The sequence below is a fragment of the Xanthomonas sp. AC360 genome (assembly GCF_979258225.1).
In genome coordinates, this window is the sequence record NZ_OZ409846.1 from 1,377,929 (window position 1) to 1,403,012 (window position 25,084).

The following is a 25,084-nucleotide window of genomic DNA, read 5'->3' on the forward strand; positions in this document are numbered from 1 at the left end:
ACGACCACAGCCTGTATCAGGGGGTGCTCAGGATTTGCTCAAGCCATGCCTGCACCGCGGCGGTGTCGTCGATGTTGCCGGTGAACGCGATATCCGGCTTCTGTGGCACGTTGTCGTTACGTGGCCGTCCGTCGCGCGTCATGTAAGGCACGGCGATACCGCCATTGCCGCTTGGGAGCATGGCCGTCATCGGCGAGCCGGTTCGCGCATCGACAAAGGTTTCGGTGCCCACCTGCAGCACGCCTGGAAACTGCTTCAGCTCGTCGACAAATCCGATGCAGGCGCTGCCACAGTCGTAGTCGGTGAGCACCAGCACGCGCGCGTGCACGGGGTTGATCGGCCGTCGCTTTGGCTTGGCGATTCGTTCTGCATTGGCAGGCGCATGCAGCAGCTGGTCCCCACGCGCCATTGCCGCCAGGGAGAGCTTGTTGTCTTCATCGTAGGTAATGCCGTCCGGCGGTGCAGCTGCTGGCGCGTCTGCGCCAGGGCTGGCGGGGGAAAACGTCGAGGTGTCGACCGACTGTTTGGTGAGCCGATAGACGGCCGAAATCTTCAGCCGCTCTCTTGCGTAATAGTTGGTGTAGTCGTTGCCATAGAGCGCTCGCAGCACACCCATGAACCACTCATAAGGTCCGCCCTCGTTGCCGCGGACGTCCAGGACAATTACCGACTTGTCGCGTAGCGATGGAGCGGTGCGGTACAGCGCCTGGAATTGATCCGATTGCTGTCTGTTCGCTGGCGAAAAATTGCCAAGCCGGACCCATGCCCCGTTCGCACCGAATGGCGTGACAGCGACGTCCGTGCCGAGGTCGGGCTTGATCACCGACATCAGTTTCGTCAGGTCGCTTTGCGGCAGGGATTTCCAATCGAGGACGACGCTGCGCCCATCGATGGTGCAGTGTTCCGGACGTTTGAGGAATGGGCTTTTCCGATACCGAAACATGATCGGCGCAGTGCGCGCATGCGTTGATTCCAAGCCGGGGATGATGTTTTCCGGGATCATGTGCTCGTAGAGCGCAATGCGCTCGGACCATTGGCGCATCGGCTGTCCGTCGCAGGCGGTGATTTCCAAGCCATTTGCCACGCTTCCGTCCGAGCCGGCGACCAGGAAGCGGCCACCCTGGTACTTGGCAAGAAAGCCCGGCCATTGATACGTCTTTGCCTGCAGCTGCATCCACACATAGGCATGGGCGTCGTTGAAGGTCGAAAAGAAATGCGCGAGTGTTTGACGATAGCCTTCGAAGTTGGTGACGTGTTGGATATCGGCATCGGCCTGTTGACGCGCCTTGGCCATCGTGGCCTCGAATGCTGCAGGATCTGGATACACCGCCAGGATTGATTGGTTCTTGAACCACTGCAATGAAAAGTCTACGTCTTTGTCAGCCATCGCTGCCCAGCCTTGCAGGGGCTTTTGCGGTGTGAGCGACGCTTGATCGGCGGCCAGACAAGACGCAGCGGCCAGCAACGCTGTCGATAAGAGGCTGGCTAGCACTGCGCGTTGAACGCGACGTTGCCGTTGGGGAGTACGCGATGGCCCACCGATGGTGACGGTCATGTTTTGGTACCTGAACTGGAAAAGGTACACAGGCTTAAGCAATCGGCATGCCAAGCGCTTCGGCCGCACACCCTGAGGTTTTTCGATCTGCAGAAGTGTCCGCGGACGTCCGTTTCTCTGTTCGGTCGTCCACCGCGTTGGTCTTTGACGCGACACACGCTTCCAACAGAGGCTTGTACGCAGCAAGCGCGGAATATCCGCGCTTGCTGGCAACTTGGGTTTAAGCGCGCGCAGTGGCCTCGCGCACGAAGTCTTCATAGGTGCGCAACGGGCGCCCCAGGATCGCCTGCAATTTTTCCACCGTGCCGTCTGCTGCCTGCATGCCGAATTTCTGGATGCCGGCCATCATCAGGCGCATGTCGTATGCCAGCCAGGAGGGGCCATACGCAGCCATCTGTGCTTCGAACGCCGCCACGTCGTCGCCGGCGTAGGCGATCTCGCGACCGAGTGCTGAACTCCAGGTCTTCGCGACGGAAGCGCCGGTCACGGCATGCGGGCCGACCAGCTCCAGCGTGACGCGCTCAAGTGCTGCAGGTGCGCGGTCGCGTCGCAGCAACTCGACAACGGCGATGTCTGCAATGTCGCGCGCATCGATCATGGCAACACCGGTCGCGCCGATCGGCATCGGATAGACACCGTAGCCTTCGATGGTCTTCTGGATCATGCTCTCGTTCTGCATGAAGTACGCCGGACGCAGAATCGTCGCAGGAATATTCAGGCTTTCAATCATGCGCTCGACCGTGTGCTTGCCAGTGAAGTGCGGCACGTTGGTGAATTTGTCCGCATGGATCACCGACAAGTAAACGATGCGTTCGATGCCTGCTTCCTGGGCAAGATTCAATGCGATCAGCGCCTGCGTCACCTCGTCCGGGGTCACCGCATTCAACAGGAACAAGGTGCGTGCCGACGACAGTGCTGCGCGCATCGATGCAACGTCGGTGAGGTCTGCCACAACCTCGGTGACGCCGGCTGGAAAGGCGCGCTTGCCGATCTGGCGCACCAGTGCGTGGACCTGCGCGCCGGCATCGGCCAGCCCCTGGACGACGAGGGAACCGATGGTGCCAGTGGCACCGCTAACGAGAATGCTCATGTGACGCTCCTGCTGTGGATGGATGTGGATGGATGAGTTAGTGCGACATGTCCGCCACGACCTTGCCGGCTCGCGAAGCGGTGCGATTGCGTTCGATTGCTGAGGGGATCTCGGCGAAACCGACGATCTCGCCGACCTTGGATGTCAGCGCGCCGCTGGCCACTTGTGCGGCCAGGGTTTCCAGCAGCGCGACGTCCGGGGTGTTCATGAACCACAGGCCACGGCGGCCACGCGGTGTGCGGGCCAGGATGTCCGGCGAGGTGGTGCCGACGATCGCGCCCTGCGGCGCGAGCACTTGCCACGAGCGGTCCAGGACATCGCCGCCGACGTAGTCCAGCACCAGGTCGATGTCGCCAACGAGGTCTTCAAAGCGTTGCGATCGATAGTCGATGACCTGGTCCGCGCCGAGGCTGCGCACGTAGTCGACATGCTCGGTCGATGCGCTTGCGAACACCTGCGCCCCAGCGCGTTTGGCGTACTGCACCGCATAGCCGCCCAGCCCGCCTGCTGCGCCATGGATCAGGATCCGCTGGCCTGCCACGAGCGGGCCTGCGTGGTGCAGGCTCTTCCAGGCGGCCACCGCAGCAACCGGCATGGCAGCGGCATGCACGTCGTCCAGGCCATCGGGAGTGCGTGCGAGTTTGGTCTGGTCTACCGCAATGAACTCGGCAAACGCGCCGAGCGCGCCCATGGCGCCCATGACCCGATCACCGACCTGAAAGCGCGTGGCACCGGGCCCGACGGCCTCCACCACACCGGCCAGTTCGGCGCCCAGCACGGCCGGCAAGGGCAGCGTAAAGACATCCCGCACCAACCCTGCGCGGACTTTCCAGTCGATGCCGTTGATGCCGGCGGCGCGGATGCGCACCAGCACCTGGCCGGCTCCGGCGTGGGGCATTGCAATGGTGGCTACTGCGGCGGCATCGGCGCCGCCGTAGGCCCGGATGACGATTGCGCGTTGGGTGGTGCTCATGACAGTGACTCGTCCAGCGTTGCGATGAGCAAACTGTATGGCGTTGCGTAGGTAATACGAAGACGCCAATATGTAGACGCCTGGTTTCAAATCTGGAACACCATGGATCTGAATGCATTGATCGATTTCGCACTGGTCGCAGCGAACCAGGGCCTGGGAAAGGCCAGCCGTGCGAGTGGTCGGTCGAAGGCGACCCTGTCCCGTCGCATCGCCGAGCTCGAGGAGCAACTGGGGGTGCGCTTGGTCGAGCGCAGCGCCCGTGGCCTCCGGCTCACAGAGGCCGGACAGTTGCTGATGGAGCGCACCGAGGTCCCGCTGAGTGAGGTGGCCGAGGCCATGGCGGCCGCGCGCGAAGGGCTTTCAACGCCGCGCGGCCGCCTGCGTGTGGCGTCTCCGGTGCTGTTCTCGCAATTGGCGATGGGGCGCATCGGCGCAGAGTTCTGTGCGGCTTACCCGGAGATCACGCTGGAGGTGGTGGCAGAGGACCGCACGGTCGACCTGGTGGAAGAACAGTTCGATGTGGCCATCCGCATCAACCCCAGCCCGGACAGCAGCCTGGTCGGTCGCTGTTTTGCCAAAGATCGGCTGGTTGTGGTCGCAGCGCCGAGCATCGCCATGCCAACCAGCAGCGCGGTCGCGCCAATTGCCGCTGTCGTAACGTCGAGCTTCCAACCGACCACGTGGGCTCTGGATGACGGGCGCCTGGTCCTGGAGCCCATTCCACGGCTGAGGTTTTCCTCGTTCCTGATGGTCCGCGATGCGGCGCTTGCAGGCGGCGGCGTGGCGTTGATTCCGCAGTCGATCGCATGGAATCAACTCGCCCGCGGTGAGCTGGTGCAGTGGGGTACGATCTCCGGCGTGGAGCCGGCATTGTGGGTATTGCACACGTCCAGACGGTTGGCGGCGCCGAAGGTGCGTGCCTTCGTGGACTTCATCTGCGACAGATATCCCGATGTATCGCTGGTGCTGAAGGGCTAGGGCAGCCGCATCTGGCTGGGCCGGCCAGTGCGCGCCGGCCAGCCGACGTCGCGGCCAGGCGAGAAGCGGACATCACCCCAAGGTGGCGCCGCCGCACTTCAAACACCACCACCGAAGCGTTCGATCAACAGATCGGTCAGGACACGAATCTTGCGCGCAGGATGCGCGGCAGGCGCCCGCACGACGTAAAGCCCGGCCTCCGGAGACGGGTACCTGGTCATGACGCGAACCAGCGCGCCGGAGGCAAGATGCTCGGCCACGAGAAAATCCGGCAGTGCCGCGATCCCGAGCCCGGCAAGCGCAGCGGCCGCAATCGCAGTGCCGTTGTCGGCCTTGAAGCGCCCGCGTGGATGGATCGTCACCAGCTTGTCGCCGTCCATGAACCGCCAGCTCTCCGTGCCTTGCAGCAGTGCCTCGTGCGCCAGCAGCGCCTGTGGCGTGTCAGGTTCGCCATGTTTGCGCAGGTACGCGGGAGTGGCCATCAGACTGCCGCGCATCGGCGCCACGCGGCGCGCGACCAGATTCGAATCGGTGAGATATCCCAGCCGGATCGCACAGTCGAAACCGTCGGCGACGATGTCGATAAAGCGGTCGCTGTAGCAGGCATGGACCTGCAAGGCTGGATGCCGGCTGGCCAGCTCGGCAAGCACCGGCGCCAAGTGGGTGGGGCCGAACGTCAACGGCGCAGCGATACGCAGGCGGCCACGCAGATCGCCCGCGGGCAAGATGGTCTCGCGCGCCACGTCCATTTCGGCACACATCCGCGCGGCATGCTCGCGAAACGTCGCGCCTGCCTCGGTGACGGCAGCGCCCCGCGTGGTGCGCGCGAGCAGTTGAATACCCAAAGCGTCCTCGAGCCGAATGAGACGGCGGCTGACGATGGACTTGGCAACGCCCAGGCGCCTGGCTGCTGGCGAAACCCCGCCCGCGTCTGCCACCTCGACGAACGTCCGCAGGTCTTCGAATTCCATGGCGTCCCTGTTTCTGCGACACGGCATGTCGCTTTGCGCGGCTAGCTTAGCTGCATTCGGAACGCCACAGTGGGCTCACGGGCGCCAGGCAAGACGCTCTGACCGGGAACGCCATTCGCGCCCGCCCCGGCCCTCAACCAACTCCGCCTCGCCCACATCCTTTCTAGAGAGACACCTCATGCACACCTCGTCCATTCCCAAGCAGCCCAGCGCCGGGCGATTCATTCGCGGCCTTTCCTGGACCCTGCGCGTGTTCGCCGCCGTGGCGTTCTTCGCTGCGGGTGCGGCCAAGCTGGCCGGCGTTCCGATGATGGTCGAGGTGTTCGATCACATCGGCCTCGGTCAATGGTTCCGCATCGTCACCGGTGCGATCGAAATCATCGGGGCAATCGCATTGCTGCTACCGACAACGTTTGCGCTCAGCGGTGCACTGCTTGCGGCCATGATGCTGGTGGCGACCGGTGTGCATCTGTTCGTCATCGGCGGCAGCCCGGTGCCGGCGATCTTCCTGATGGTGGTGACTGCGACAATCGCCTGGTTGCATCGCGCCCGCATTGCCGCGGTGCTGCGCGCAACGCGTTCGGTTTGATCGGGGCCTGCCATGCGCACACTCTCATTGCAGCCTTCGTTCCCCGCCACAGAAGCGCCCGCTGCCGCGCCGCGCGCCATCGTCCACCGCAGACGCGGTAACGATTCTGGCGGCCCAATCACCCGGCTCATGAGCCCGTCCGATCTTGGGCAGGTGCTGAAGCCGTTTGTGTTCCTCGACATCTTCGATGCGCAGGGTTCGGTCATCCACACGATGTCGGGCATGCCGCTGCATCCGCATTCGGGCATCGCCACCGTCACGGTCTTTACCGAAGGCAGCATGCATTACCACGACCAGACAACCGGTCGCGGCACCATTGCCTATGGCGGAGTGGAATGGATGCGTGCCGGAATAGGCGTATGGCATGGCAAGGAAATGGTTCCGCCGGCCGACGCCTCCTGCATCCAGGGATTTCAACTATGGCTGGCACTGCCTGAAGCAGTGGAGCTGGCAGAGCCGCAAAGCCACTACATCGAAGCGCAGCACATGGCCAAGGCCGGCCCCGCGCATGTGGTGATCGGTCGCTACGAGGGCGCGCAGAGTCCGGTCGATGCGCCTGACGGCGTCAATTACCTATTGGTCACATTGAAACCCGGCGAACGCTGGACCTACCACCCGCCCGCCGGTCATTTGGTCGGGTGGTTGGCCGTGGCCAGCGGCACCCTTGATGCCGGTGAACGGCTGCAACGCGGCGACATGGTGGTCTTTGCCGATAACGGCGCGCCCATAGTGCTGCAGGCGTCTGGCAACAGCGATGCAGTCTTCGTGCTCGGCTCGGCCATTCCACATCCGCACCCACTGCACCTTGGCTATTACTCGGTGCACACCACTGCACACGCGCTCGCCATCGGTGAAGAGCGCATCCGCACGCTTGGGAAACAGATGCAGGCAGCAGGCGACCGCACGACTGCTTCCGGCACGACGCCGGTGTTCAAGTAAACGCGATGCTTCAGTGCATGTGGCACGATGCGCCTTTACTGCTGGCAATGAGTAAAGGCGTCACTGTTTGAAGGGACATCGGTACGTTTCCGACGCGGGGCTCCAATCGATGTTGTGTGGTGTTTCTCCCTGCGTCGGGTAACCCGGTGCCCATCAGACACCGTTGCACACTGACGTTGCGGACAGCAACGCTGATGCCTGCTTCTGCAAAGACTCTGCAGACATCGACTCCCGCCTTTTGATACATGCCAGGCGCATCGAACCGTTGATGCCAGTACCCGCTCAAGCGGGGCTGTCGTCGGCGCTTCAACGACAACGTCTGGATCAAACGTTCCTTGGTCGGTTGCTCGCGTCGCACCTCACCACAGGCAGGTCATCGCCACTGGGGTGCCAAGGGTCACGAGCGGCGCTGCGGCCTGACCACCGCTTCGCAAGCGCTTACAGCAATGGGGTGTTGAAGGCACTGCGATAGCCCAAGTGCTTCGACTGCGATACCCGGTAAGCATCGACTAATCGGAGCACTTGGCGTCTATCGCGGCGTTTCCACATCAGCCTTACCGATAGCAGCAAAGCGATAAGCGGCCTCTGCTTCTGAAGTAATCATCCTTACGACCCCCTGCCATCCGACCTATTGACGACAGCTGTAGTCAGGCCTACGTTAGCGACATCTGTAGTCATGGGGCACGAGATGAGCGCTAAGACCATCGGGGACCAGGAGCTGGCCCTGCTGCAACACATCGAGGAACAACGGCACGCCAGTGTGGGCGAGGTCGCTGCCGCGTTCGGCGAGCCGCGTGGGCTGGCGCGCTCGACCGTGCTGACCATGATGGAGCGACTGCGCGCCAAAGGCTTTCTGCGGCGCAAGCAGGTGGACGGCATGTACCGCTACAGCGCCACCAGCGGGCAGGACGCGGTGGTGCGCACGGCGGTGGGGCAGTTCGTGGAAAACACCTTGCAGGGCTCGGTGTCGCCGTTCGTGGCGTGGATGTCGCAGCGCGCCGAGGTCAGCGATACCGAGCTGGCCGAACTCGAAGCATTGGTCGCCAAGCTGCAATCGCAGCGCAAGGAGAGCTGAGTCATGCAGAGCCTGTTCGAACTGGTGGTGCAGCGGCTGGCGATGACCAGCCTGCAATCGGCCGCGTTGGTGGCGGTGGTGTGGCTGCTGTGCAAGGCCATGCCGCGCCTGCCGGCGTCCACGCAATGCTGGCTGTGGTGGATGGTGGGGCTGCAGGCGGTGCTGGGCCTGTTTCTGGCACCGGTCGAGCTGGCGGTGTTGCCGGCCGCCGCACCGGTGGCGCAGGCGGTTGGGGACACGGTCACGGCGCTGCCCAATGCATCGCCGTCGCTGTGGGTCCGCTGGGTGATGGCAGCCTGGTTGGCCGGTGTGCTGGTGATGCTGGCGCGCAGCGCAATGGCCTGGTGGACCAGCCGCCGTCAGGTGCAGTCCACCGAGCCGTGTACCGATCGCGCACTGCTGGCGGCCCTGCAACTGGCCGCCGATGCGCACGGCTTGCGCCACGCACCGCCATTGCGCCTGAGCGCACACATCGATTCGCCGCAACTCATCGGCCTGTGGCGGCCGGTGCTGTTGCTGCCGTCGCGTCGCCTGGCCAGCATCAGCGACGATGAGCTGGACATGGCGCTGACCCACGAGCTGGTGCATCTGCGGCGGAATGACTTGTTGTGGGGGCTGCTGCCGGCATTGGCGCAGCATCTGTTCTTCTTCCATCCGCTGCTGCATCTGGCCGCGCGCGAATACGCCATCGCCCGCGAAGCCGCCTGCGATGCGGCGGTGGTCGCCGGTCACGTGCGCTGCCGTCACGACTATGGCCGCCTGCTGGTCAGCCTTGGGGTTTCTGCAGCGCCGGTGGCTGGGGTATCCAGTGCGTCGCCGAGTTTTCTGAGCCTCAAGCGCCGTTTGATCATGTTGCAAAACACCAACGCCACACCGGGCTGGGGCGCGCGTGCGCTGGTTGCGGTGGCGGTCCTGGGCGTGGCACCGCTGCGTCTGGTCGCCATGCCCGCGCCGCTGCCGTCGCCTGCGCTGCAGCCGGTCGTGGTCACCGCCAGCGCATCGCCGGCGATGTCGCACGGCATGCGTAGTGCCAATGGCGCTGCTCCACTGCAGCTGCAGGCAGCGCCTGCGGCACCGGCCGCACCTGCAGCACCGGCAAACGGCGTGCTGGCGGGTGTGCTGGATGCGCCGGGCGCGCAAGACAATTGGCAGATGGACACCACCGGCTGGGATGCCGACGCACAGCAAAGCGTACGCGACGCCATCGATGAGGCCACACGCAGCGCGAAGGCTGCCGAGGTGGAGGCACGGGCCGCCGCACAGCAGGCCATCGAAGCGAGCGATATGCATGCACAGATGCGCCAGGACGAGCTGCAGGCGGCGCAGGACGCATTGGTAGAAGCACGCGAGCAACTGGAGTCGCTCGGCCCCGAGCTGGAGCAGGCCAAGCAGGACGCGCAGCAGCAGGTGCGTGAAGCGGCGCAGCAGATCCGCGAGGTGGCGTTGCAACAACGCAACGCGCAATACGCCTATGTTGCCGCCGCGCGCCAGGCAGCCGAGTTGAGCCGCCATCAGGCCGAAGCGGACAAGGAAGCCGCACGCCAGGACCGCCTTAACGCCGCGCGTGCCCAACACTCCGCGGCCGGCACGGACCAAGACAACTAGAGACCTGCACCGCAGCACAGCGCGCATTGCCATGGCAGTGCGCGGCAGTAGATCCAACGCGTAGCGCACCACCCAAGCGTGAGGCATGGCCTGCAGTCGCCAGGTGGGCGGCGCCGTGCCTGGAATGCACGGTGCTGGTGATCGTTGATTGCTGATTACTGATTACTGATTGTTCTGCGCCGGCGGCGGCCGGCATGTCAGCACCGCATACCTTGCCGCCGTGCCTGACGGCGGTACCAGCGGTTGGTTTGTCCACCGGCAGTGCAGGCGTTCCATCACCGCTCCATCCGATTGAGCGTTTCATCCAGCGCGACCACTGCAGTGATCGCGCACAGCACCAGACGCCGCACCCCACTCACGCGGGTCAGGCCACGCGCCCGCTCATCGACTCAGCACGTCTCGACGCAACCAGCGTCGGCAACGCCGTGGCCGTGTGTTCGCTGCTGCCCCATCCGCCTGACCGCTACCGGCCGGCGGCACCCACATCCCAAAGGAGATCGCACATGCATCAGATTACGTTCCCACAGCAGCGTCTGCGCCGCGCCTTGCTGCTTGCTCTCGGCGCGCTCGCTGCGCCCATGCTGATGGCAGCACCGGCAGCACCGGCAGCACCGGCAGCACCGGCAGCAACAACAGCAGCACCAGCCAGAGCAACATTACCGGCAGTAGCAGCCAACGCAGCCGCGATGCCGTTGCCGCCCGTACCGCCGGAGCCGGCCCATCGCGCTGCGCCTCGCGCTGCTTCGACCTTCGCATCCGGTACTGCGCCGGTCGCCCTTTCGGCGCCATCGGCCTCTGCCACTTCCGTGGTACCGCAAGCACCGGCCGTGCCTGCCCAGCCAGCTAATCCATCCGACCCTACCGCTGCTCCCACTGCGCCGATCTCTCCTGCAGTGATGCCCACACCAACGCCTGCGCTTTCGACGCCACGCCTAAGGCACGTCGCATCCGGCGCACGATCGACCAAAGCCGCTTGCGGCAGCAGCGCGCAGGACATCCCGGACGATGGCGATGCCTATGTGCTGCTGCAGGGCGAGCGCCATCTTATGCATGGCACCACCGACGATCTGCAGACCGCACATCGGTATATCAACGCCAATGGCTGGGTGCTGTGGTTCCGGGCCAACGGCGTGCAATACGTCGTGCGCGATCCGGGCCTGCTGCATCGGCTGCGCACCGGCTATGCACGCAGCCTGCAACTGCGCGCGGCCCAGGACAGTGTGCAAGCGCGTCAGCAAGCGCTTGCCGCGCAACTCGCCGCCGCCGCTGCCGGCACACCTGGGTCTATGGCAACAGCGACGCAACCGGTGCAGGGCGCTGCCGGCGACACACAGGCGCTGGCGGAGCAGCAGCGGCTGTTGACGCAGCAGCAGGCCGTGCTGGCCAGAAAGCAGGCCGGCGCCACGCGGCTCGCCACCCGCCAGGCGCTGAGCATTCTGCGCGAAGCACTTGCCAGCGGCCGGGCAACGCGGGTGACTGGCTAGCTAGCTGCAGCAACTGCGAACAGGCGTGGACGCAGGCTTGCCGTACAGCTGCGGTCTTCGACGACGTACAGCGTGCTGCTGCGGGTAGTGCATCACGCCTGTAACGCCACGCTTGTTTACGGGCGGCACCGGTAAGGGCAAGCAGTGTTTGTTGGGCCACCAGCAACGGCATGTGCAAGCAACGCCAATCCTGCATTCGCTTCGCCTCTGCAGCTCTGCAATCGGCAGCACCGCAATAGGACGCGACGCGCAGCACCGCATCACACGACAGATTTGCCCAACCTCATCCACATAAGGAGATTCCCATGCTGCACATCACCCCCACATCGGCGCGCGCTTGCTTCATGACCCTCTTGGCGCTTGCGCTCAACAGCGCGCTGACGCCATGTCTGGCCGCGCAATCAGGTGGTCAGCCAGAAATTGCGCCGGCATCCGGTACGCAAACACCTGCCATTGCATCGGCCCCGTTCGCTGCAGTTGCCGCGACCGCGATGCCCACTGCGCCGCACGCACCGACACCGCCGGCGACATCCATGCGCACGCCGGCCAGCGACGTGACCACGTATGGCCATCTCACCCTGTCAGATCACCCCGACCAGGACGCGTACGTGCTGATCCAAGACGGCGAGGCGCTCATGCACGGCTCCACCGACGATCTGGCCCGCGCGCGTCGCCTGGCTGGCAGCACGGGCGCACTGCTGTGGTTTCGTAACGGTGGCAAGAGCTACGTGGTGCGCGATGCGGCCACCCTGCAGCGCATCCGCGTGCTGTACGCACCGGTCAGCCAGCTCGGCGAAGCCCAGGGTGCGCTGGGCGAGCGGCAGGGCCAGCTGGGCGAGCAGCAAGCGGCGTTGGGAATGCAGATGGCCGCCGTGGCAGCACGCGATGCGGCCGCTGCCGTTGCGCAGGCACGTGCCTCGCTCACGCGCGACAACGCTGCGGCGCGGCCGGCCACGTCCACGACGCAGCAGGCCAACGCGGCCAGGCAACGCAGCACGCAGCAGCAGATCGAGGCATTGGCCACGCAACAGCAAGCGCTCGCTGCGCAGCAGGCCGATCTGGCCACGCAACAGGCCGCGGCAAGTGCGCGTGCAGACGGCCAGGCGCGGCACGCCATGCGTGAGGCCATCCGCAACGGCCTGGCAAGCCCTGTGACGCGTTGATCGCGTTGATCGCGATGGCCGCGGTTCGCCGATACTGCAGGGCATTGGCGAAAGGGCGAGCGGGCGATGACGTACCGGGTGGTGGTGTTGGGCGGCTATGGGCACTTCGGTGCGCGCATCGTGCGGGCGCTGGCCGCCTTGCCACACCTGCATGTCATTGCTGCCGGGCGCCATCCCGGCGCGATCGCCGCGACCTGGCCCGACGCCGCGCCTGGCCGTATTTCCGCATGCCGGCTGGATAGTACTGCCGACGATTTCGCCACGCGCCTGGCCGCTACCGCGGCCGATGTGGTGGTGCACACCGCCGGGCCATTCCAGGGCCAGGACTATGCGGTGGCGCGTAGCTGTCTGCAGGCCGGCATGCACTACATCGACCTGGCCGACGGCCGTGCGTTCGTGCGCGATTTTCCGGCCGCGTTGCACGACCTGGCACAGCACGCTGGCCGCGTGGCGATCAGCGGTGCCAGCACCTTGCCCGCACTGTCCAGTGCAGTGATCGACGCACTGCTGCCGCGCTTGTCGACCCTGCACGCCATTGGCATGGTGATCGCGCCCGCGCAGGGCACGCCGCTGGGGCTGGCCACCGTGCGTGCGGCGCTGTCGTACTGCGGCAAGCCGTTTACGTGGTGGAGCGAGGGCCGTTGGCAGACCGTGGTGGGCTGGGCATCGCCGCAGCAGGTGCAGTTTGCACAGCTGGCACCGCGGCTGGCATCGCCCTGCGATGTGCCCGACCACGATCTGCTGCCGCAGCGCTATCCCGGCGTGCGCAGCGTGCAATTCCGCGCCGCGCTGGAGGTGCCGTTTCTGCAGCGCTGCCTGGCCGCGCTGGCCTGGTTACGCCAGCGCGGCGTGCCGGTGCCGATACCGCGTCTGGCGCCAGCGTTCGCACGCGCAGGGCGCTGGTTCGACCGCTTCGGCACCGACCTGGGCGGCATGCGCGTGGAGCTGACCGGCGAGCGCGATGGACAGCCGCTCACCGTGCGTTGGGACCTCACCGCGGCGATGTTGCATGGCCCGGAAATCCCCTGCTTCGCGGCGATCCTGCTGGTGCGCAAACTGGCAGAAGGGCAGGTGTTGCCAAGCGGCGCCCACGCCTGCATGGGGCTGCTGACCCTGGCCGACTTCGAGCAGGAATTTGCTGCCTGGCAGATGCGTACAGAGGTGGTGGAAGCGCATGCGTAAGTGCGGGTGCCGTTGCACGCCACACGGTGAGTCGTAGCGACAGTACGCCGCTGTGCGGCGGCGGTGCAGATCTGCGCATCTCCATGTAAGTCACGATCGCGTCATCGGCACGTGCAATTGCGGACGCGCTCTGGACGCCGCGTCTGCTTTCACCCGCACTTGTTGTGGAAGCAGGCCGAGCGCGGGAATGCGCGGCACAGCCGTGCGATCGCATCTTCCGATCCACTACCATCAGTGCAAACGCGTAATACCGGACGTGCAAGAAATTGGCCGTTGTACTGCGCCCCGTAGAGCTGCTGACAAAAAACCGTTGCGCTCCTCATTAGTTGAGTGCCGCTGGTGCTCGGTGCACCACCTACCTCCCGTATACCTAGTTCTGAGCGCTTTCTTCTAGTACATCGCATGGCTGCCCGCTACGTTTTATCAGCCGCTCTCAGGCACCACCCACGGAAGACTGACGAGATCGCACACCTCACTCCAATCCCGAATCTCAGCCCTCACACCTCCCGCACCGTCCGAAACGCCTCCATATCGGCAAACGTACAAAAGTGGAAGCGCGGGATTGTGATCGGGCCCGCTGCCGCAAGTCGCTTGAGCCAGTCACCCACTGCAGCGCGATAGGCTGACTGCTCTGCGCTATCGAGCGTCTCGCACAGGTAGGCCAGCGAAAGATGAAACTGGAAGTTGATGTAGTCCGGGCGCTGCAAGCGGGTCAGCGTCATCAGTGCCTGGCGCGCGGCTTCCAGGCGCTGTGCGGTCTGCGCATCGGCAGGTTGCAGCGGGATGAGCAGATTGTCGTTGTTGCCGGTCTTTGCCGCGGCCGGATTCACTACAAAGCGGCACGCACCCAACGGCGCCGCAGTGCGTTGCGCCAGCCGCGCTAGAACATCGGCATTGATCTCGCTCAATGCAACATCGCGCGCCAGATCGCTTGGCCAGGGCCCGCGTGCGCGGTCGATTTCGTTGACCCCGCCCAGCAGGGTCACGTGATAACTGCTGGGCGGCAGTAGCGCGAACTTATTCGCGAAGCGGTGCCCGGGCAGTTCGCGGTAGATGTCCAGCACGCGGTCGAAGCTGTCGTAGCCATCGCCCTGTTGTTCGAGGTGGCCAACGAAGGTATTGCCGGCAAATGCCATCGGCTGACGGGAGCGCAGGAACTTGCGCCCCACATCCGGCGGTGGCGCGGCGCTCAGTACGGGCAGGGCGGAGCCCAGCAACGAGGCACCAGCGGCGGCTGCCACCAGGCGACGTCGGCTGATCCGTGTATCCAACAATGAAGACATGCGGCCAATCCTTCAAGTTCAGGGTCAACCCACAACGTGCGCAATAAACCCGGCCACATCGCAGTGCGTTGGTGTGCGTCGATGACAGCTCCTGCGGCGAGCTGACGAACCGACAACTGCGCACAGCGCAGCACGGCGGCGAATTCGCAGGCTGCACATGCGTCAGTGGTTAGGTCTGCAGAACGCTGGAACCCAGCGCTGCGGACGGAACCTCGACTGCACTGTAAGACCGCCGAAAAAAACGAATATGACAGCGCCCCACCTTTCGCATTGAAAAGGCAGCCTTCTTCGCAAAGACGGCCAAGCGTTCGGCTCGCAACTTTTGCGTGGCTTGACCACCGAAACACCGCATCTTGCCCATCGCGCACACGCTGCGGAGAGACAGACCGCCGGCCATCGCACAACGATTCGTCGCACACCTGCGCATGCTGCTCGCTGCGCTCCGTAACAACGCGAAAGCAGCCGCACTGCGATGAGAAGTGACGGGGCAGGGCACTTTTGTCGCCGGTTAGTGATCACCAGCGCACCGCATCACCGATATCCAGATCTGACCCGCCAGCATCGCTGGCGCTCGCGGCAGACCGCTACACCGACTCCATCAACGGAATCACTTCTCTGTCCTGTGCCTCCACCGCCACCAGCCGCTGCATCAGCAGCGACAACGTCACCACGTCCTGGTGGTTGTGCTCGGCTACGCGACGCAGGTTGCGCGCGCTGCCGCCGCGCAGATAGCTCAGCCACGCGGCCGGGGCTTCGGAGCCGGGCAGGTCGTCTTCGCGCACCACGCGCAGCAGCTGCCGCTCGATGGTGGACAGCTTGCAGTTCTCCCAGGTGCCGCGATACCGGCGGCGGGTAGGGAACAAAAGATCCACATGATCCAATGCAGAAATCGGGTCGCCACGCCGCGCCAGCCGGTACCGCGTCTTCAGCAACGGCGCGTCGTAGCAACGGCCGTTGTAGCTGGAGAGCACCGTCTGTGGCGTGAGCCAGGTGCAGAACAACTCCAGCATGGCGCTCTCGGCGGCCATGGTGGACATCATCAGCTGGCGCACCCGTAAGCCGCTGCCTTGCGCGGCATCGGTGCACCACTGCGCAACCCCAATCATGAAGGCGCGCGTGCCGGTACCGCCGGCCAGGCCGGTGGTTTCGGTGTCGAAGAACAGCACGTGCTCCGGCTGCAGCGCATCCTCGCGTTTGGCGAAGGCCAGCGAGAGCGGTTCGCATGGAATCGGCTGCGGCAGGAACGCTTCGATCAGATGCAATCCCGGTGCGATCTTGTCGCCGGGCAGGTGCCGATCGGTGGACGGCGTGCGCAGCGGTGTGTGCGCCGACACCACACGCTCGCGCAGGCCGATCATCTTGCGTAATCCGACGATATCGGTGCGTCGCTGCGGTGCCGGGTTGGATGTAGGCACCGCAGGTGCTGCGCGCACAGCCGGCACGCGCGCTGCCGTATCGGCCGCCGCGCCTGCCGGTTTGTGGCGCACATCGTGGTCCACCCAGGCAAACGCCGAGCTATCGCGCGCAGGTGCCGCCACCGGCTGCTGCAAGGCGCGGCGTGCCATTGCCGGTGTGGTGTGCGGGGGACGCGGTGCACTGACAGCACTTCCGCTGCCGGGCTGCGCGCTTGGTGCAACAGTCTCGCGCGGCAAAGCGCGCGACGCAGAAGCAGCGGGACCCGGCGCAGGCTGGCGCTGCGCACGTGTCGGCATCACCGCATCGTCCTTGCGTGCCGCAGGCGTCAGCCCACCGACCTGACGGCGTAGCAAACGCAGGCGATCTGCGCTGACGCCGGCATCGCTGCCAGCCACCGGCACTGCCGGGGCACGCGTCGGTGGCGCCGCTGCATGCATAACAGGTGCAGCTTCCATGCGCACATCACCCGCAACAGCCGTATCACCGCTTAGCGGTTCAACCGCGCTGGAATGCAGTTCCGCGCCTCCACCGACACCATCGCCCGCCGTAGCAACCGCAGGCAAGGCATCAGCAGGCAAGGCATCGGCGCCACGCGCTGCATCGCCGTGTGCAATCGCCACCGGCTCGCGCACATCCGCGTGCCCCGCCTGCCGACGCAGCAGCCGTAGCCGGTCTGCACTCACCCTCATGCAAGCACGTCCAGCGCCAAGTCGTCGTCCACCTGGGTGGCATGGCGCAACGGCGCATTGGCATCGAACAACAGCGCCAGCACCGTCAGCGCTAACGACTTGGGTGACTCGCCTTTGCCCTCTTCATGCGCGGCCAGCACTGGGCCCACGCAGGCCGGGCAGCCGGCCGTGCAATCGCAACCGCGCACCAACTCGTCCGCGCGCTGCAGCAGCTCGGCCTGACGCAGCCAGAGCGGCTCGCTCAAGCCCACGCCGCCAGGGAAGTTGTCGTACAGATACACCGTGGGCACGAACGCCTGCTGCAGTTCCACTGCGCCTTGCTCGCCTTCTTCCACACCGCGCAGTTGCCCACGCCCGGTCTGGTCGGCCACCGCAAACCACGCGCCGTCGCCATTGCCCACCGCCTTTTGCAGGTCGCGCGCATCGGCCATCACCGCCACCGTGGCCACCACATGCAGCGCATACGCCGCACCCAGAAATCCATCCAGCGCATCCTGCTTGGACGCGAACGCCTTGCCCAAGGTGGCCTGCGGCAACTGCCACCACACCGCGGTGGTATGCAGCTCCTGATCGGGCAGATTCACCGGGCCGTAGCCGATATTTTCATGCGTGTAGTAGCGGATCTTTTTATAGCCGGACACGCGCCGCACCACATGCACTTCGCCATGATGCGAGTCGCCGCGCCCGGCCACGCCGCCGTCAAAACGGTCCAGCACCTTTAACTTGGTGTAGTCGATGCTGTCGGTGTAGTAGTCCACATGCGTGCGCGTCACGTACGCCTTGCGGCCTTCCCAATCCAGCCGTTCCACTTGATACGGGGTGCTCTGCACCATGTGGATGGCGCCTTCGTACAAGGTGAGCGCAGCGGCGGAATAATCTACCTCGGCGATGATCTGCTGCTTGCCGTCGGTCTTGTCCACCACCACAAAATTGCCGTCGGCCACCGAGCGCAGGCTCACCGCATTGGCCGGGTAGCTGTCTGCGATCCATTCCCAGCGGTCGCCTTCCTGGTGGATCACTTCGCTCTCGGCCAGGGCTTCCAGAAACACCAGCGGGTCGATCGGCCCGAACGGCTCGCTGGCAATGAACGGCAATTCGAACGCCGCGCAGCGGATGTGATCGAACAGGATCAGCGGTTGATCCGGCGCGATACGCGCATGTTCGGGCGAGGCATCGGCAAAGAAATCCGGGTGGCGCACCACGTACTGGTCCAACGGTTGCGAGCTGGCCACCAGCACGCCCAGCGCCGGTTGCTGGCGCCGCCCGGCGCGGCCAAAGCGCTGCCAGGTCGCCGCCACGCTGCCGGGGTAACCATTGAGGATCACCACGTCCAGCGCGCCGATATCCACGCCCAGTTCCAGCGCAGAGGTGGACACGATGCCGTCGATCGTGCCCGCGCGCATTGCCCGCTCCACCTCGCGCCGCTCGGTGGGCAGATACCCACCGCGATACGCACGGATGCGCGCCGGCTTGCGTGGGTCGTGGTCGAAGATGTCTTTGAGGTATTTGGTCAGCACTTCCACCATCAAGCGCGTCTGCGCGAACACCAGCGTCTTCAAGCCGCTCTTGATCGCAATGCGCGCAATGCGGTTGCTCTGCGAGCGTGCCGACGCGCGCAGGCCGAGATCGGCATTGACCACCGGCGGGTTCCACAACAGCACGTGCTTGTCGCCGGTGGGCGCGCCGGATTCGGTGATCGCATGCACCTGTTCTTCGATCAGGGCCTGCGCGTGCGCATGCGGGTTGCCGATGGTGGCCGAGCACAAAATGAACTGCGGATTGGCGCCATAGAACGCGCAGATGCGCTTGAGCCGGCGCAGCACATTGGTGACATGGCTGCCGAACACACCGCGATAGGTGTGGATCTCATCGATCACCACATAGCGCAGGTTCTCGAAGAACTGCGCCCACTTGGTGTGATGCGGCAGGATCGCCTGATGCAGCATGTCCGGGTTGCTCACCACGATGTCGCCGTGCAGGCGGATCGCCTGCCGCGCATCGCCGGGCGTATCGCCGTCGAAGGTAAAGGCTTTGACGCCCAGCTCGCCGGCGCGGTTCAACTCCAGCAGCTCGGCCACCTGGTCCTGCGCCAGCGCCTTGGTGGGGAACAGATACAGCGCCTTGGCGCCGGCGGTCATTGCCGCGCTCACCACCGGCAGCGTGTAGCACAGCGATTTGCCCGACGCGGTGGGCGTCACGATCGCCACATGCTCGCCGCGCTGCGTCGCCGCCCAGGCGTCGGCCTGGTGGCTGTAGAGCTGGCTGATGCCGCGCGCGTGCAAGGCATCGGCCAGCGCGCTGGGCACATCGTCGGGAATCGGCGCGTAACGGCCTTCGCGCCCGGGCAGGGTGAAGCTGCCGGTGATGCGGTCGTGGTAACGCCGTTCCAGGCGCTCGGTGAGCAGCGCGCCATCGCGGCTGGGCCGGCCATCGGTGGTGGCCAGGGCGCGTTCGGCGGTTTCGGTGCGGGGAGCGAGGGCAAACGGAGGCATACGGCGGCTCCCAAAGAGGGGCATGAGACAGGGGAGGTGTCTCAGGGTATGAGACCAGCGCGCAACCGCCCAGCCTGCCTCACTGAGCGGATTCAGCAACGGGTGCCGTGAGGGCCAGTGCGCTGTCGCTCTAAGCCCGCAACAAGTTCACATAGGCTTGGTAGCTGAAGCTCTGCCCGCGCGCGCGACCGGTCGTTTCCACCAGCACACCGATGTCCTGCAAGGTCGTGACGGCTGCGCGCGCGGTCGGATAGGAAACCTCCAGCGCTTGCTGGGCGCGGTCGACGGTGAGCTTGGGCATGGTGGGCAGCAACTCGTAGAGGCGTAGCGCTTGCAAGGTACTGCTGCCGGTACTCAGCACGCGCTTGCGATCGGCGGCGATCAAGGCGGCGATCGCCACAATGTTGCGCTGGGCCTGTTCGGCCGAGGCCTCCACAGCCTCCAGAAAGAACGCGACCCATGCTTCCCAATCGCCATGCGTGCGGATGGCTGACAGGTGCCGGTAGTAGTCGTTTTGCTTTGCTTTGAGGTAGCCGGACACATACAGCAACGGCTCTGGCAGCAACTGCCAGTCTTCCAATAGGGCCGCGATCAACAACCGCCCGATCCGGCCGTTGCCGTCCAGAAAAGGATGGATGGTTTCGAACTGCGCGTGCACCAACGCAATCCGTACCAGCGGTGGCAGCGTGGGCTGCGTGTCATGGATGAAACGCTCCAAATCACCGAACACCTCGGCCAGGCGATCGGCCGGCGGTGGCACGAATGTGGCATTCCCAGGCCGGGTCCCGCCGATCCAATTCTGACTGGTGCGCATGCTGCCCGGCAGTTTGTGGGCGCCACGCACGCCGGCCAATAGAATCCTGTGGGCCTCGGTCAGCAAGCGCAGCGAGATTGGCAGTCCTGTTGGCGCATGCAACTGCTCGCGGACGAACTTGAACGCCTGCAGGTAGTTGGTGACCTCTTCCACATCGTCTGCATTGGTCACCGCCAGCCCCGCCTCATCGTCGAAGACATCGGTCAGGGTGGCCTGCGTGCCTTCAAGTTGCGAAGTCAACAGCGCTTCTTGCCGAACAGCGCTGTAGATCAGCCACTCGCTCGACGCCACCAGGCCCGCCATCCCCGTCAGCCGTGCCAGTGCGACCTCTGCAAGGCGATTGCGCTCCAGATACGCAGCCGAATCCAGCACAGGGGCAGCTGGTGGGAGCGGAGCCGGAACGAACGCCCGTACGGTCTCGTCATGCGTCTTGATGACGGCGTATGTGCCGGTGACACGTGTCATGCAAGGATCCTTTACTACCAGTGCGGGCTATTAAAGGATGCCTTAATAAGCGGGCGCGTTGTGGAAAGGTTCTTTAGATAGCCCAGCAGTCAACGCGACAGGGCTACGGGAAGATTCCACGTCCTGATCAAGTCCATCGTCGTGGTCGTCCGGGCAGAGAGTGTGTGTCCGTCAAACCAGCGCGCAACCGCCCAGCCTGCCTCACTGAGCGGATTCAGCAAGCGGGTATCCTGTTGCCCCCACCGCGTCACGCCGACGCTACACGCTGCTGGGCGCCCTCCCCCTCGAAGACCCGCCGTGCCCGTGCCCCCCCGCGCCATTGCTCCGCACTACAAAACCCCTGCTGCCCGCCGTGCCGATGTGATCGTGCATGCCGCCGGCCTGTTCCTGTCCATCGTCGGCGGCATCTGGATGGTGTGGCGCGCCCACGCCAACCAGACCATGTTGCTGGCCACCTGCGTGTATGCGCTGGGCCTGCTGACCATGTTCGCCTGCTCGGCGGCGTACAACTTCGCCCCGCCGCTGCGCCAACCGATGCTGCGCAAGTTCGACCATGCCGGCATCTTCGTGATGATTGCCGGCTCGTACACACCGTTCTTTCTGGTCGCGCTCGATGGCAGCTGGCGCTGGGCGATGATCCTGACGGTCTGGAGCGTGGCCTTGTTCGGCGTGTTCGCCAAGCTCTGCCTGCCCGGCATCGCCAAGGGCTTCTGGGTGGCGATCTACTTGCTGCTGGGCTGGGCAGGGATCGTGGTGGTCGACCAGATGATCGCCGGCCTGGACAGCGCCGTGCTCTGGCTCATCGTTGCCGGCGGCGCGTTCTACACCGTGGGTGTGACGTTCTACGTGCGCAAATCCTTGGTCTACAACCGCGCCATCTGGCACGCCCACGTGCTGGGCGGCGCGTTGTCGCACTGGTATGCGATCTGGCTGTGCCTGCGGCCGTTGGGTGGGGTGTAGCGTGCTGTCGTTGTCGTCGACCAGTCGCGTCTGCCTGCCTGCTCGATAGCATCGACATGTCATGGATCTGTTGATCGCCTTACGACGTCGGCTTCCAATCAGCGTGCGCAGGGACCAGTGCAAGGGTTCGCTGCAGGAAGCCATCAGGCCAACCAGGGCCACGGGCAAGAGGATGCGCAACGAACCGATCAACAACAGCGACGTCCTTGTAAGCGTTGAGGAAACACACCAGGTCTGGATTGGCGCATCGGAGCGCACCCGGGCGCGATCCAACGTCAGGCCTGCATGGCCGAACGCCAGTCCGCGCAAGCGCCAGATCACCGCAGCGCTGCAGCAAGGATGCCGGCGTGGTGCGAGCACCACCACCACGCCGTCACCCCAACCAGCAACACTGCCGCGCGCGGTTGCATCTGCGCAGTCAGCGCAACGGCATAGCCGGCAGGCGCTCCCAACGCCTGCCGCATCCCATCACCTCACCACGCGCGGTGCCAACAGATCGCCCAATCCCACACGGTGCAGCATCTCTGCACGCAGGCGATCGAGTACGCCAAAGCCCACATCGGCGCCATCACCGGCCGGGTCGATATGCATGCGGAAGGGGCGCTTGCCGAATGACGTATCCACCACCCGCACGATGGCCTGAGCCACCTCGGCCACGTCTGCATCCTCCGGCACGATCCGCGCAAACGCCTGCTGCACCTGTTCGCCAAACCCTGCATACGGGCCTGCCTCGTACGCAGCTGCGCGTGCGGCATCCTCCGGGGCACCGGCACGGGCAAAGTGATTGGTGCCCTTGGTGAAGGCACCGGGCACGATGATCGAGGTCTCGATGCCCCAGCGCGCCAGCTCGCGCGCGTACTGCACCGCCAGCGCATCCATCGCCGCCTTCGCCGCGAAGTAGGGCGCCAGATACGGCGGCGTGCCGCCTGCCGAGCTGCTGCTGGACACCCACACCAGCAGGCCTTGCTGCTGTGCTAGCAACTGTGGCAACGCCGCGCGGTTCACCCGCTGCGTCCCCAGCACATTGATGTCGTAGACCTGCGCCAGCTGCTCGGCAGTGAACGCTTCGGCCGGGCCGAACACCATGTGCCCGGCATTGTGCACCACCACGTCCAACCCGCCTGCGTTGGCCACGATGGAAGCCACCGCCGCGTCGGCCGACGCCTGCGATTGCACGTCCAGTTCGACGGCATGCAAGGCCAGCTGCCGCGTACGTGCCAAGTCGGCGATCTCCTGCGCAACACCGGCATTGCGGCCGGCGGTATCGCGCATGGAGGCGTAGACGGTGTGGCCGGCGGCTGCCAGTGCTTCGGCAGTCAGTCGTCCGAATCCACTGGACGCGCCAGTGACCAGAATGCGTTTGCTCATGTCATTGCTCCTTGATGGGAAAGCCAGCAGCGTGCGCAATGCGGCGTGCCACAGCGGCTCAGACCATGCCGCCGTTGGCGCGCAGCACCTGCCCATTGATCCAGCCGCCATCGGGGCCAGCCAAAAACGCCACCGCCGCAGCGATATCTTCCGGACTGCCAAGGCGTTCCAGCGGGTTGGCCTTGGACAAGCGTTCGATCAGCTCCGGCGGTTTGCCGTCCAGGAACAGCGCCGTGGCTGTGGGCCCCGGCGCCACCGCGTTGACGGTGATCGCGCGACCGCGCAATTCCTTGGACAAGATCGCCGTCAGCGTTTCTACCGCCGCCTTGGTGGCTGCATACACGCCATAGGTTTCCAGCTTCAGCCCCACCACGCTGGTGGATAGGTTGATGATGCGGCCGCCATCGCGCAGCCGCCGTGCGGCCTGGCGTAGCGTGTTGAAAGTGCCTTTCAAATTGATCGCGATGTGCTTGTCGAACAACGCGTCATCGCTGTCTGACAGCGTGGCCAGCTGCATGATGCCGGCGTTGTTGACCAGCACATCCACACCGCCAAAAGCGGACTCGGCCGAATCGAATAGGCTCGCCACCGCGGCCGCGTCGCTGACATCGGCCTGCGCGGTGATGGCATGGCCGCCGGCCGCCTCGATGCTGTGCGCCAGTTGTTCGGCATCGGCAGCGTGGCCTGCATAGTTGATTACCACCGTGAAACCATCGCCGGCCAGGCGCTGGGCAATAGCGGCGCCAATACCGCGTGAGGCACCGGTAACCAACGCGACCTTGTGTTGCTGCGTCATGGGAAGTTCTCCGTCAAAGCCGCGGGCTGCGGCGTTGCGAAACTATCCAACGCAATGACACGGCGATAATCACACTAGAATGCACAGCACTGTTTCCAGCGCCCGAACAGTGGGCAGAGGGTGCAATGGATCGGTTCGCTGCCATGCGCTGTTTGTGCGCATCGTGGAGCGCCGCAGCTTCACCGCGGCCGCCAACGACATGGACATTCCGCGCTCCACCGCCACCAAGGTCATCGCCGAGATGGAAGCGCGTCTGGGCGTGCGCCTGTTACAACGCACCACGCGGGTGGTGCGGCCAACGCTCGATGGCGAGCTCTTCCATCAACGCTGCGTGCGCATCCTCGACGACGTCGACGATGCCGAAGGCGGCTTCCGCGGAGTGGCGCCCAAAGGGCTGCTGCGGGTGGAGGTGCAGGGCACGCTGGCGCGTCACTTTTTACTGCCCGGGATGCCGGCGTTCTTTGCGCAATACCCACAGATCCAGCTGGCGATGAGCGAGAGCGACCGCTGGGTGGATTTGGTGGAGGAAGGCATCGACTGCGTGCTGCGCTACGGCCCGCTGCGCGACAGCGAACTGGTCGCGCGTCGCGTTGCCATGCTCGAACGCCTGACCTGTGCCACGCCGGAGTACCTGCTGCGTTTCGGCACGCCCACGCAGCTCGATGCGCTGCACGCGCACCGCATGGTTGGCCTGCGCTCCATCACCACCGGCGTGATCACCCCGCTGGAGTTTCAGACCGCGCAAGGACTGCGCACGTTCGCGCCGCCCAGCCTGCTCACCGTCACCGGCACAGAGAGTTATCTGGCCGGCATCCGCCTGGGCCTGGGGATTGCACAGGTGCCGCGCTTCCATGTGGCCCACGACCTGCAACAGGGCACGCTGGTGGAAATCCTGCGCGATACACCGCCACCGTCCAACCCGGTGTCGCTGCTGTATTCCCGCGCCCGCCAACTGTCGCCACGGGTGCGTGTGTTTCTGGATTGGGCCGCTGGCGAGTTTGCCAAACATGCAGGCGTGGCCCAGCCGATCGGGTAGGCACGCCTGCGGTGCCCGGTATTGCGGATACAGCGCGGCGGCGATCGCATGATCGATCGAATCCTCGGCATCGCGTGCGTTCCGCGCGTGCTGCCGCAACGTGCACATCAGCACATCACTAACCGCCACCCGCAACGCTTGTGCATGGCGCACCAAAACGC

General features: G+C 65.0%; 19 protein-coding genes and 1 pseudogene. 10 read left to right on the plus strand and 10 right to left on the minus strand.

All coding sequences use genetic code 11. The features are described from left to right. Window positions 1-16 precede the first annotated feature (16 nt). The 3 genes from ACZZ0O_RS05845 to ACZZ0O_RS05855 form a co-directional block, all read right to left on the minus strand. The gene (locus ACZZ0O_RS05845) at window positions 17-1,555 is read right to left on the minus strand and encodes a S41 family peptidase (RefSeq protein WP_463590231.1); all 1,539 of its coding nucleotides are present in this window, start codon (window positions 1,553-1,555) and stop codon (window positions 17-19) included. A gap of 220 nt (window positions 1,556-1,775) precedes the next feature. Next, window positions 1,776-2,645 carry an NmrA/HSCARG family protein gene (locus ACZZ0O_RS05850; protein WP_463590232.1) on the minus strand — a complete coding sequence of 290 codons (870 nt, stop codon included), beginning with the start codon at window positions 2,643-2,645 and terminating at the stop codon, window positions 1,776-1,778. A gap of 37 nt (window positions 2,646-2,682) precedes the next feature. Next, window positions 2,683-3,618, minus strand: coding sequence for an NADP-dependent oxidoreductase (locus tag ACZZ0O_RS05855; protein ID WP_463590233.1), 936 nt, complete (start codon window positions 3,616-3,618; stop codon window positions 2,683-2,685). A gap of 102 nt (window positions 3,619-3,720) precedes the next feature. On the opposite strand from ACZZ0O_RS05855, the gene ACZZ0O_RS05860 reads away from it, so the two are divergent. Continuing rightward, window positions 3,721-4,596 (plus strand): LysR family transcriptional regulator, encoded by an 876-nt coding sequence (locus tag ACZZ0O_RS05860; protein ID WP_104617137.1) that lies wholly within the window; start codon window positions 3,721-3,723, stop codon window positions 4,594-4,596. 98 nt (window positions 4,597-4,694) lie between these two features. Here ACZZ0O_RS05860 and ACZZ0O_RS05865 read toward each other — a convergent pair whose 3' ends face one another. Further along, window positions 4,695-5,567: a LysR family transcriptional regulator gene (locus ACZZ0O_RS05865; protein WP_463602871.1), complete on the minus strand. Its 873-nt coding sequence runs from the start codon at window positions 5,565-5,567 to the stop codon at window positions 4,695-4,697. 178 nt (window positions 5,568-5,745) lie between these two features. On the opposite strand from ACZZ0O_RS05865, the gene ACZZ0O_RS05870 reads away from it, so the two are divergent. From ACZZ0O_RS05870 to ACZZ0O_RS05900, 7 genes are all read left to right on the plus strand, one after another. Next, on the plus strand, window positions 5,746-6,156 hold the full coding sequence (locus tag ACZZ0O_RS05870) for a DoxX family protein (protein WP_463590235.1): 411 nt from the start codon (window positions 5,746-5,748) through the stop codon (window positions 6,154-6,156). 129 nt (window positions 6,157-6,285) lie between these two features. Then, a complete protein-coding gene (locus tag ACZZ0O_RS05875; protein ID WP_463590236.1) occupies window positions 6,286-7,095 on the plus strand; it encodes a pirin family protein in 810 nt (269 codons plus the stop codon). A 688-nt stretch (window positions 7,096-7,783) separates the two neighbouring features. Continuing rightward, window positions 7,784-8,170, plus strand: coding sequence for a BlaI/MecI/CopY family transcriptional regulator (locus ACZZ0O_RS05880; RefSeq protein WP_055852713.1), 387 nt, complete (start codon window positions 7,784-7,786; stop codon window positions 8,168-8,170). Window positions 8,171-8,173: 3 nt separating this feature from the next. Next, the gene (locus tag ACZZ0O_RS05885) at window positions 8,174-9,775 is read left to right on the plus strand and encodes a M56 family metallopeptidase (protein ID WP_463590237.1); all 1,602 of its coding nucleotides are present in this window, start codon (window positions 8,174-8,176) and stop codon (window positions 9,773-9,775) included. Window positions 9,776-10,671: 896 nt separating this feature from the next. Further along, window positions 10,672-11,259 carry a hypothetical protein gene (locus ACZZ0O_RS05890; protein WP_463592403.1) on the plus strand — a complete coding sequence of 196 codons (588 nt, stop codon included), beginning with the start codon at window positions 10,672-10,674 and terminating at the stop codon, window positions 11,257-11,259. Window positions 11,260-11,564: 305 nt separating this feature from the next. Then, on the plus strand, window positions 11,565-12,422 hold the full coding sequence (locus ACZZ0O_RS05895) for a hypothetical protein (protein ID WP_463590238.1): 858 nt from the start codon (window positions 11,565-11,567) through the stop codon (window positions 12,420-12,422). Window positions 12,423-12,488: 66 nt separating this feature from the next. Then, window positions 12,489-13,604 carry a saccharopine dehydrogenase family protein gene (locus ACZZ0O_RS05900; RefSeq protein WP_463590239.1) on the plus strand — a complete coding sequence of 372 codons (1,116 nt, stop codon included), beginning with the start codon at window positions 12,489-12,491 and terminating at the stop codon, window positions 13,602-13,604. Between the two features lie 497 nt (window positions 13,605-14,101). Here the strand turns inward: ACZZ0O_RS05900 and ACZZ0O_RS05905 are convergent, their stop codons facing one another. From ACZZ0O_RS05905 to ACZZ0O_RS05920, 4 genes are all read right to left on the minus strand, one after another. Continuing rightward, a complete protein-coding gene (locus tag ACZZ0O_RS05905; protein ID WP_463590240.1) occupies window positions 14,102-14,887 on the minus strand; it encodes a DUF1868 domain-containing protein in 786 nt (261 codons plus the stop codon). A gap of 584 nt (window positions 14,888-15,471) precedes the next feature. Further along, a complete protein-coding gene (locus ACZZ0O_RS05910; RefSeq protein WP_463590241.1) occupies window positions 15,472-16,992 on the minus strand; it encodes a ribonuclease H-like domain-containing protein in 1,521 nt (506 codons plus the stop codon). Next, entirely contained in the window at window positions 16,989-19,484 is a 2,496-nt protein-coding gene (locus ACZZ0O_RS05915) for a DEAD/DEAH box helicase (protein ID WP_463590242.1), read from the minus strand. The genes ACZZ0O_RS05910 and ACZZ0O_RS05915 overlap by 4 nt, the downstream gene beginning before the upstream one ends. Window positions 19,485-19,614: 130 nt before the next feature. Continuing rightward, on the minus strand, window positions 19,615-20,763 hold the full coding sequence (locus tag ACZZ0O_RS05920) for a Fic family protein (RefSeq protein WP_463590243.1): 1,149 nt from the start codon (window positions 20,761-20,763) through the stop codon (window positions 19,615-19,617). A 297-nt stretch (window positions 20,764-21,060) separates the two neighbouring features. Here ACZZ0O_RS05920 and trhA point away from each other — a divergent pair, with 297 nt between their 5' ends. After that, window positions 21,061-21,723, plus strand: coding sequence for a PAQR family membrane homeostasis protein TrhA (trhA, locus tag ACZZ0O_RS05925; RefSeq protein ID WP_055852741.1), 663 nt, complete (start codon window positions 21,061-21,063; stop codon window positions 21,721-21,723). A gap of 468 nt (window positions 21,724-22,191) precedes the next feature. Here trhA and ACZZ0O_RS05930 read toward each other — a convergent pair whose 3' ends face one another. Continuing rightward, complete coding sequence (locus tag ACZZ0O_RS05930) at window positions 22,192-23,091, minus strand: SDR family NAD(P)-dependent oxidoreductase (protein ID WP_463590244.1); 900 nt, start codon at window positions 23,089-23,091, stop codon at window positions 22,192-22,194. A gap of 58 nt (window positions 23,092-23,149) precedes the next feature. Next, window positions 23,150-23,887 carry an SDR family oxidoreductase gene (locus ACZZ0O_RS05935; protein WP_323520860.1) on the minus strand — a complete coding sequence of 246 codons (738 nt, stop codon included), beginning with the start codon at window positions 23,885-23,887 and terminating at the stop codon, window positions 23,150-23,152. A gap of 125 nt (window positions 23,888-24,012) precedes the next feature. Here ACZZ0O_RS05935 and ACZZ0O_RS05940 point away from each other — a divergent pair. Beyond that, window positions 24,013-24,923: pseudogene (locus tag ACZZ0O_RS05940) on the plus strand (LysR family transcriptional regulator). Window positions 24,924-25,084: the final 161 nt, after the last annotated feature.

What these genes read in the sequence shown, in the direction of transcription:
- ACZZ0O_RS05895 (WP_463590238.1), top strand. Translation starts at nt 11,565, where the DNA reads ATGCTGCACATCACCCCCACATCGGCGCGCGCTTGCTTCATGACCCTC.
- ACZZ0O_RS05915 (WP_463590242.1), bottom strand. Translation starts at nt 19,484, where the DNA reads ATGCCTCCGTTTGCCCTCGCTCCCCGCACCGAAACCGCCGAACGCGCC.
- ACZZ0O_RS05910 (WP_463590241.1), bottom strand. Translation starts at nt 16,992, where the DNA reads ATGAGGGTGAGTGCAGACCGGCTACGGCTGCTGCGTCGGCAGGCGGGG.
- ACZZ0O_RS05860 (WP_104617137.1), top strand. Translation starts at nt 3,721, where the DNA reads ATGGATCTGAATGCATTGATCGATTTCGCACTGGTCGCAGCGAACCAG.
- ACZZ0O_RS05885 (WP_463590237.1), top strand. Translation starts at nt 8,174, where the DNA reads ATGCAGAGCCTGTTCGAACTGGTGGTGCAGCGGCTGGCGATGACCAGC.
- ACZZ0O_RS05905 (WP_463590240.1), bottom strand. Translation starts at nt 14,887, where the DNA reads ATGTCTTCATTGTTGGATACACGGATCAGCCGACGTCGCCTGGTGGCA.
- ACZZ0O_RS05935 (WP_323520860.1), bottom strand. Translation starts at nt 23,887, where the DNA reads ATGACGCAGCAACACAAGGTCGCGTTGGTTACCGGTGCCTCACGCGGT.
- ACZZ0O_RS05850 (WP_463590232.1), bottom strand. Translation starts at nt 2,645, where the DNA reads ATGAGCATTCTCGTTAGCGGTGCCACTGGCACCATCGGTTCCCTCGTC.
- ACZZ0O_RS05870 (WP_463590235.1), top strand. Translation starts at nt 5,746, where the DNA reads ATGCACACCTCGTCCATTCCCAAGCAGCCCAGCGCCGGGCGATTCATT.
- ACZZ0O_RS05930 (WP_463590244.1), bottom strand. Translation starts at nt 23,091, where the DNA reads ATGAGCAAACGCATTCTGGTCACTGGCGCGTCCAGTGGATTCGGACGA.
- ACZZ0O_RS05900 (WP_463590239.1), top strand. Translation starts at nt 12,489, where the DNA reads ATGACGTACCGGGTGGTGGTGTTGGGCGGCTATGGGCACTTCGGTGCG.
- ACZZ0O_RS05875 (WP_463590236.1), top strand. Translation starts at nt 6,286, where the DNA reads ATGAGCCCGTCCGATCTTGGGCAGGTGCTGAAGCCGTTTGTGTTCCTC.
- ACZZ0O_RS05920 (WP_463590243.1), bottom strand. Translation starts at nt 20,763, where the DNA reads ATGACACGTGTCACCGGCACATACGCCGTCATCAAGACGCATGACGAG.
- ACZZ0O_RS05890 (WP_463592403.1), top strand. Translation starts at nt 10,672, where the DNA reads ATGCCCACACCAACGCCTGCGCTTTCGACGCCACGCCTAAGGCACGTC.
- ACZZ0O_RS05855 (WP_463590233.1), bottom strand. Translation starts at nt 3,618, where the DNA reads ATGAGCACCACCCAACGCGCAATCGTCATCCGGGCCTACGGCGGCGCC.
- ACZZ0O_RS05880 (WP_055852713.1), top strand. Translation starts at nt 7,784, where the DNA reads ATGAGCGCTAAGACCATCGGGGACCAGGAGCTGGCCCTGCTGCAACAC.
- ACZZ0O_RS05865 (WP_463602871.1), bottom strand. Translation starts at nt 5,567, where the DNA reads ATGGAATTCGAAGACCTGCGGACGTTCGTCGAGGTGGCAGACGCGGGC.
- ACZZ0O_RS05845 (WP_463590231.1), bottom strand. Translation starts at nt 1,555, where the DNA reads ATGACCGTCACCATCGGTGGGCCATCGCGTACTCCCCAACGGCAACGT.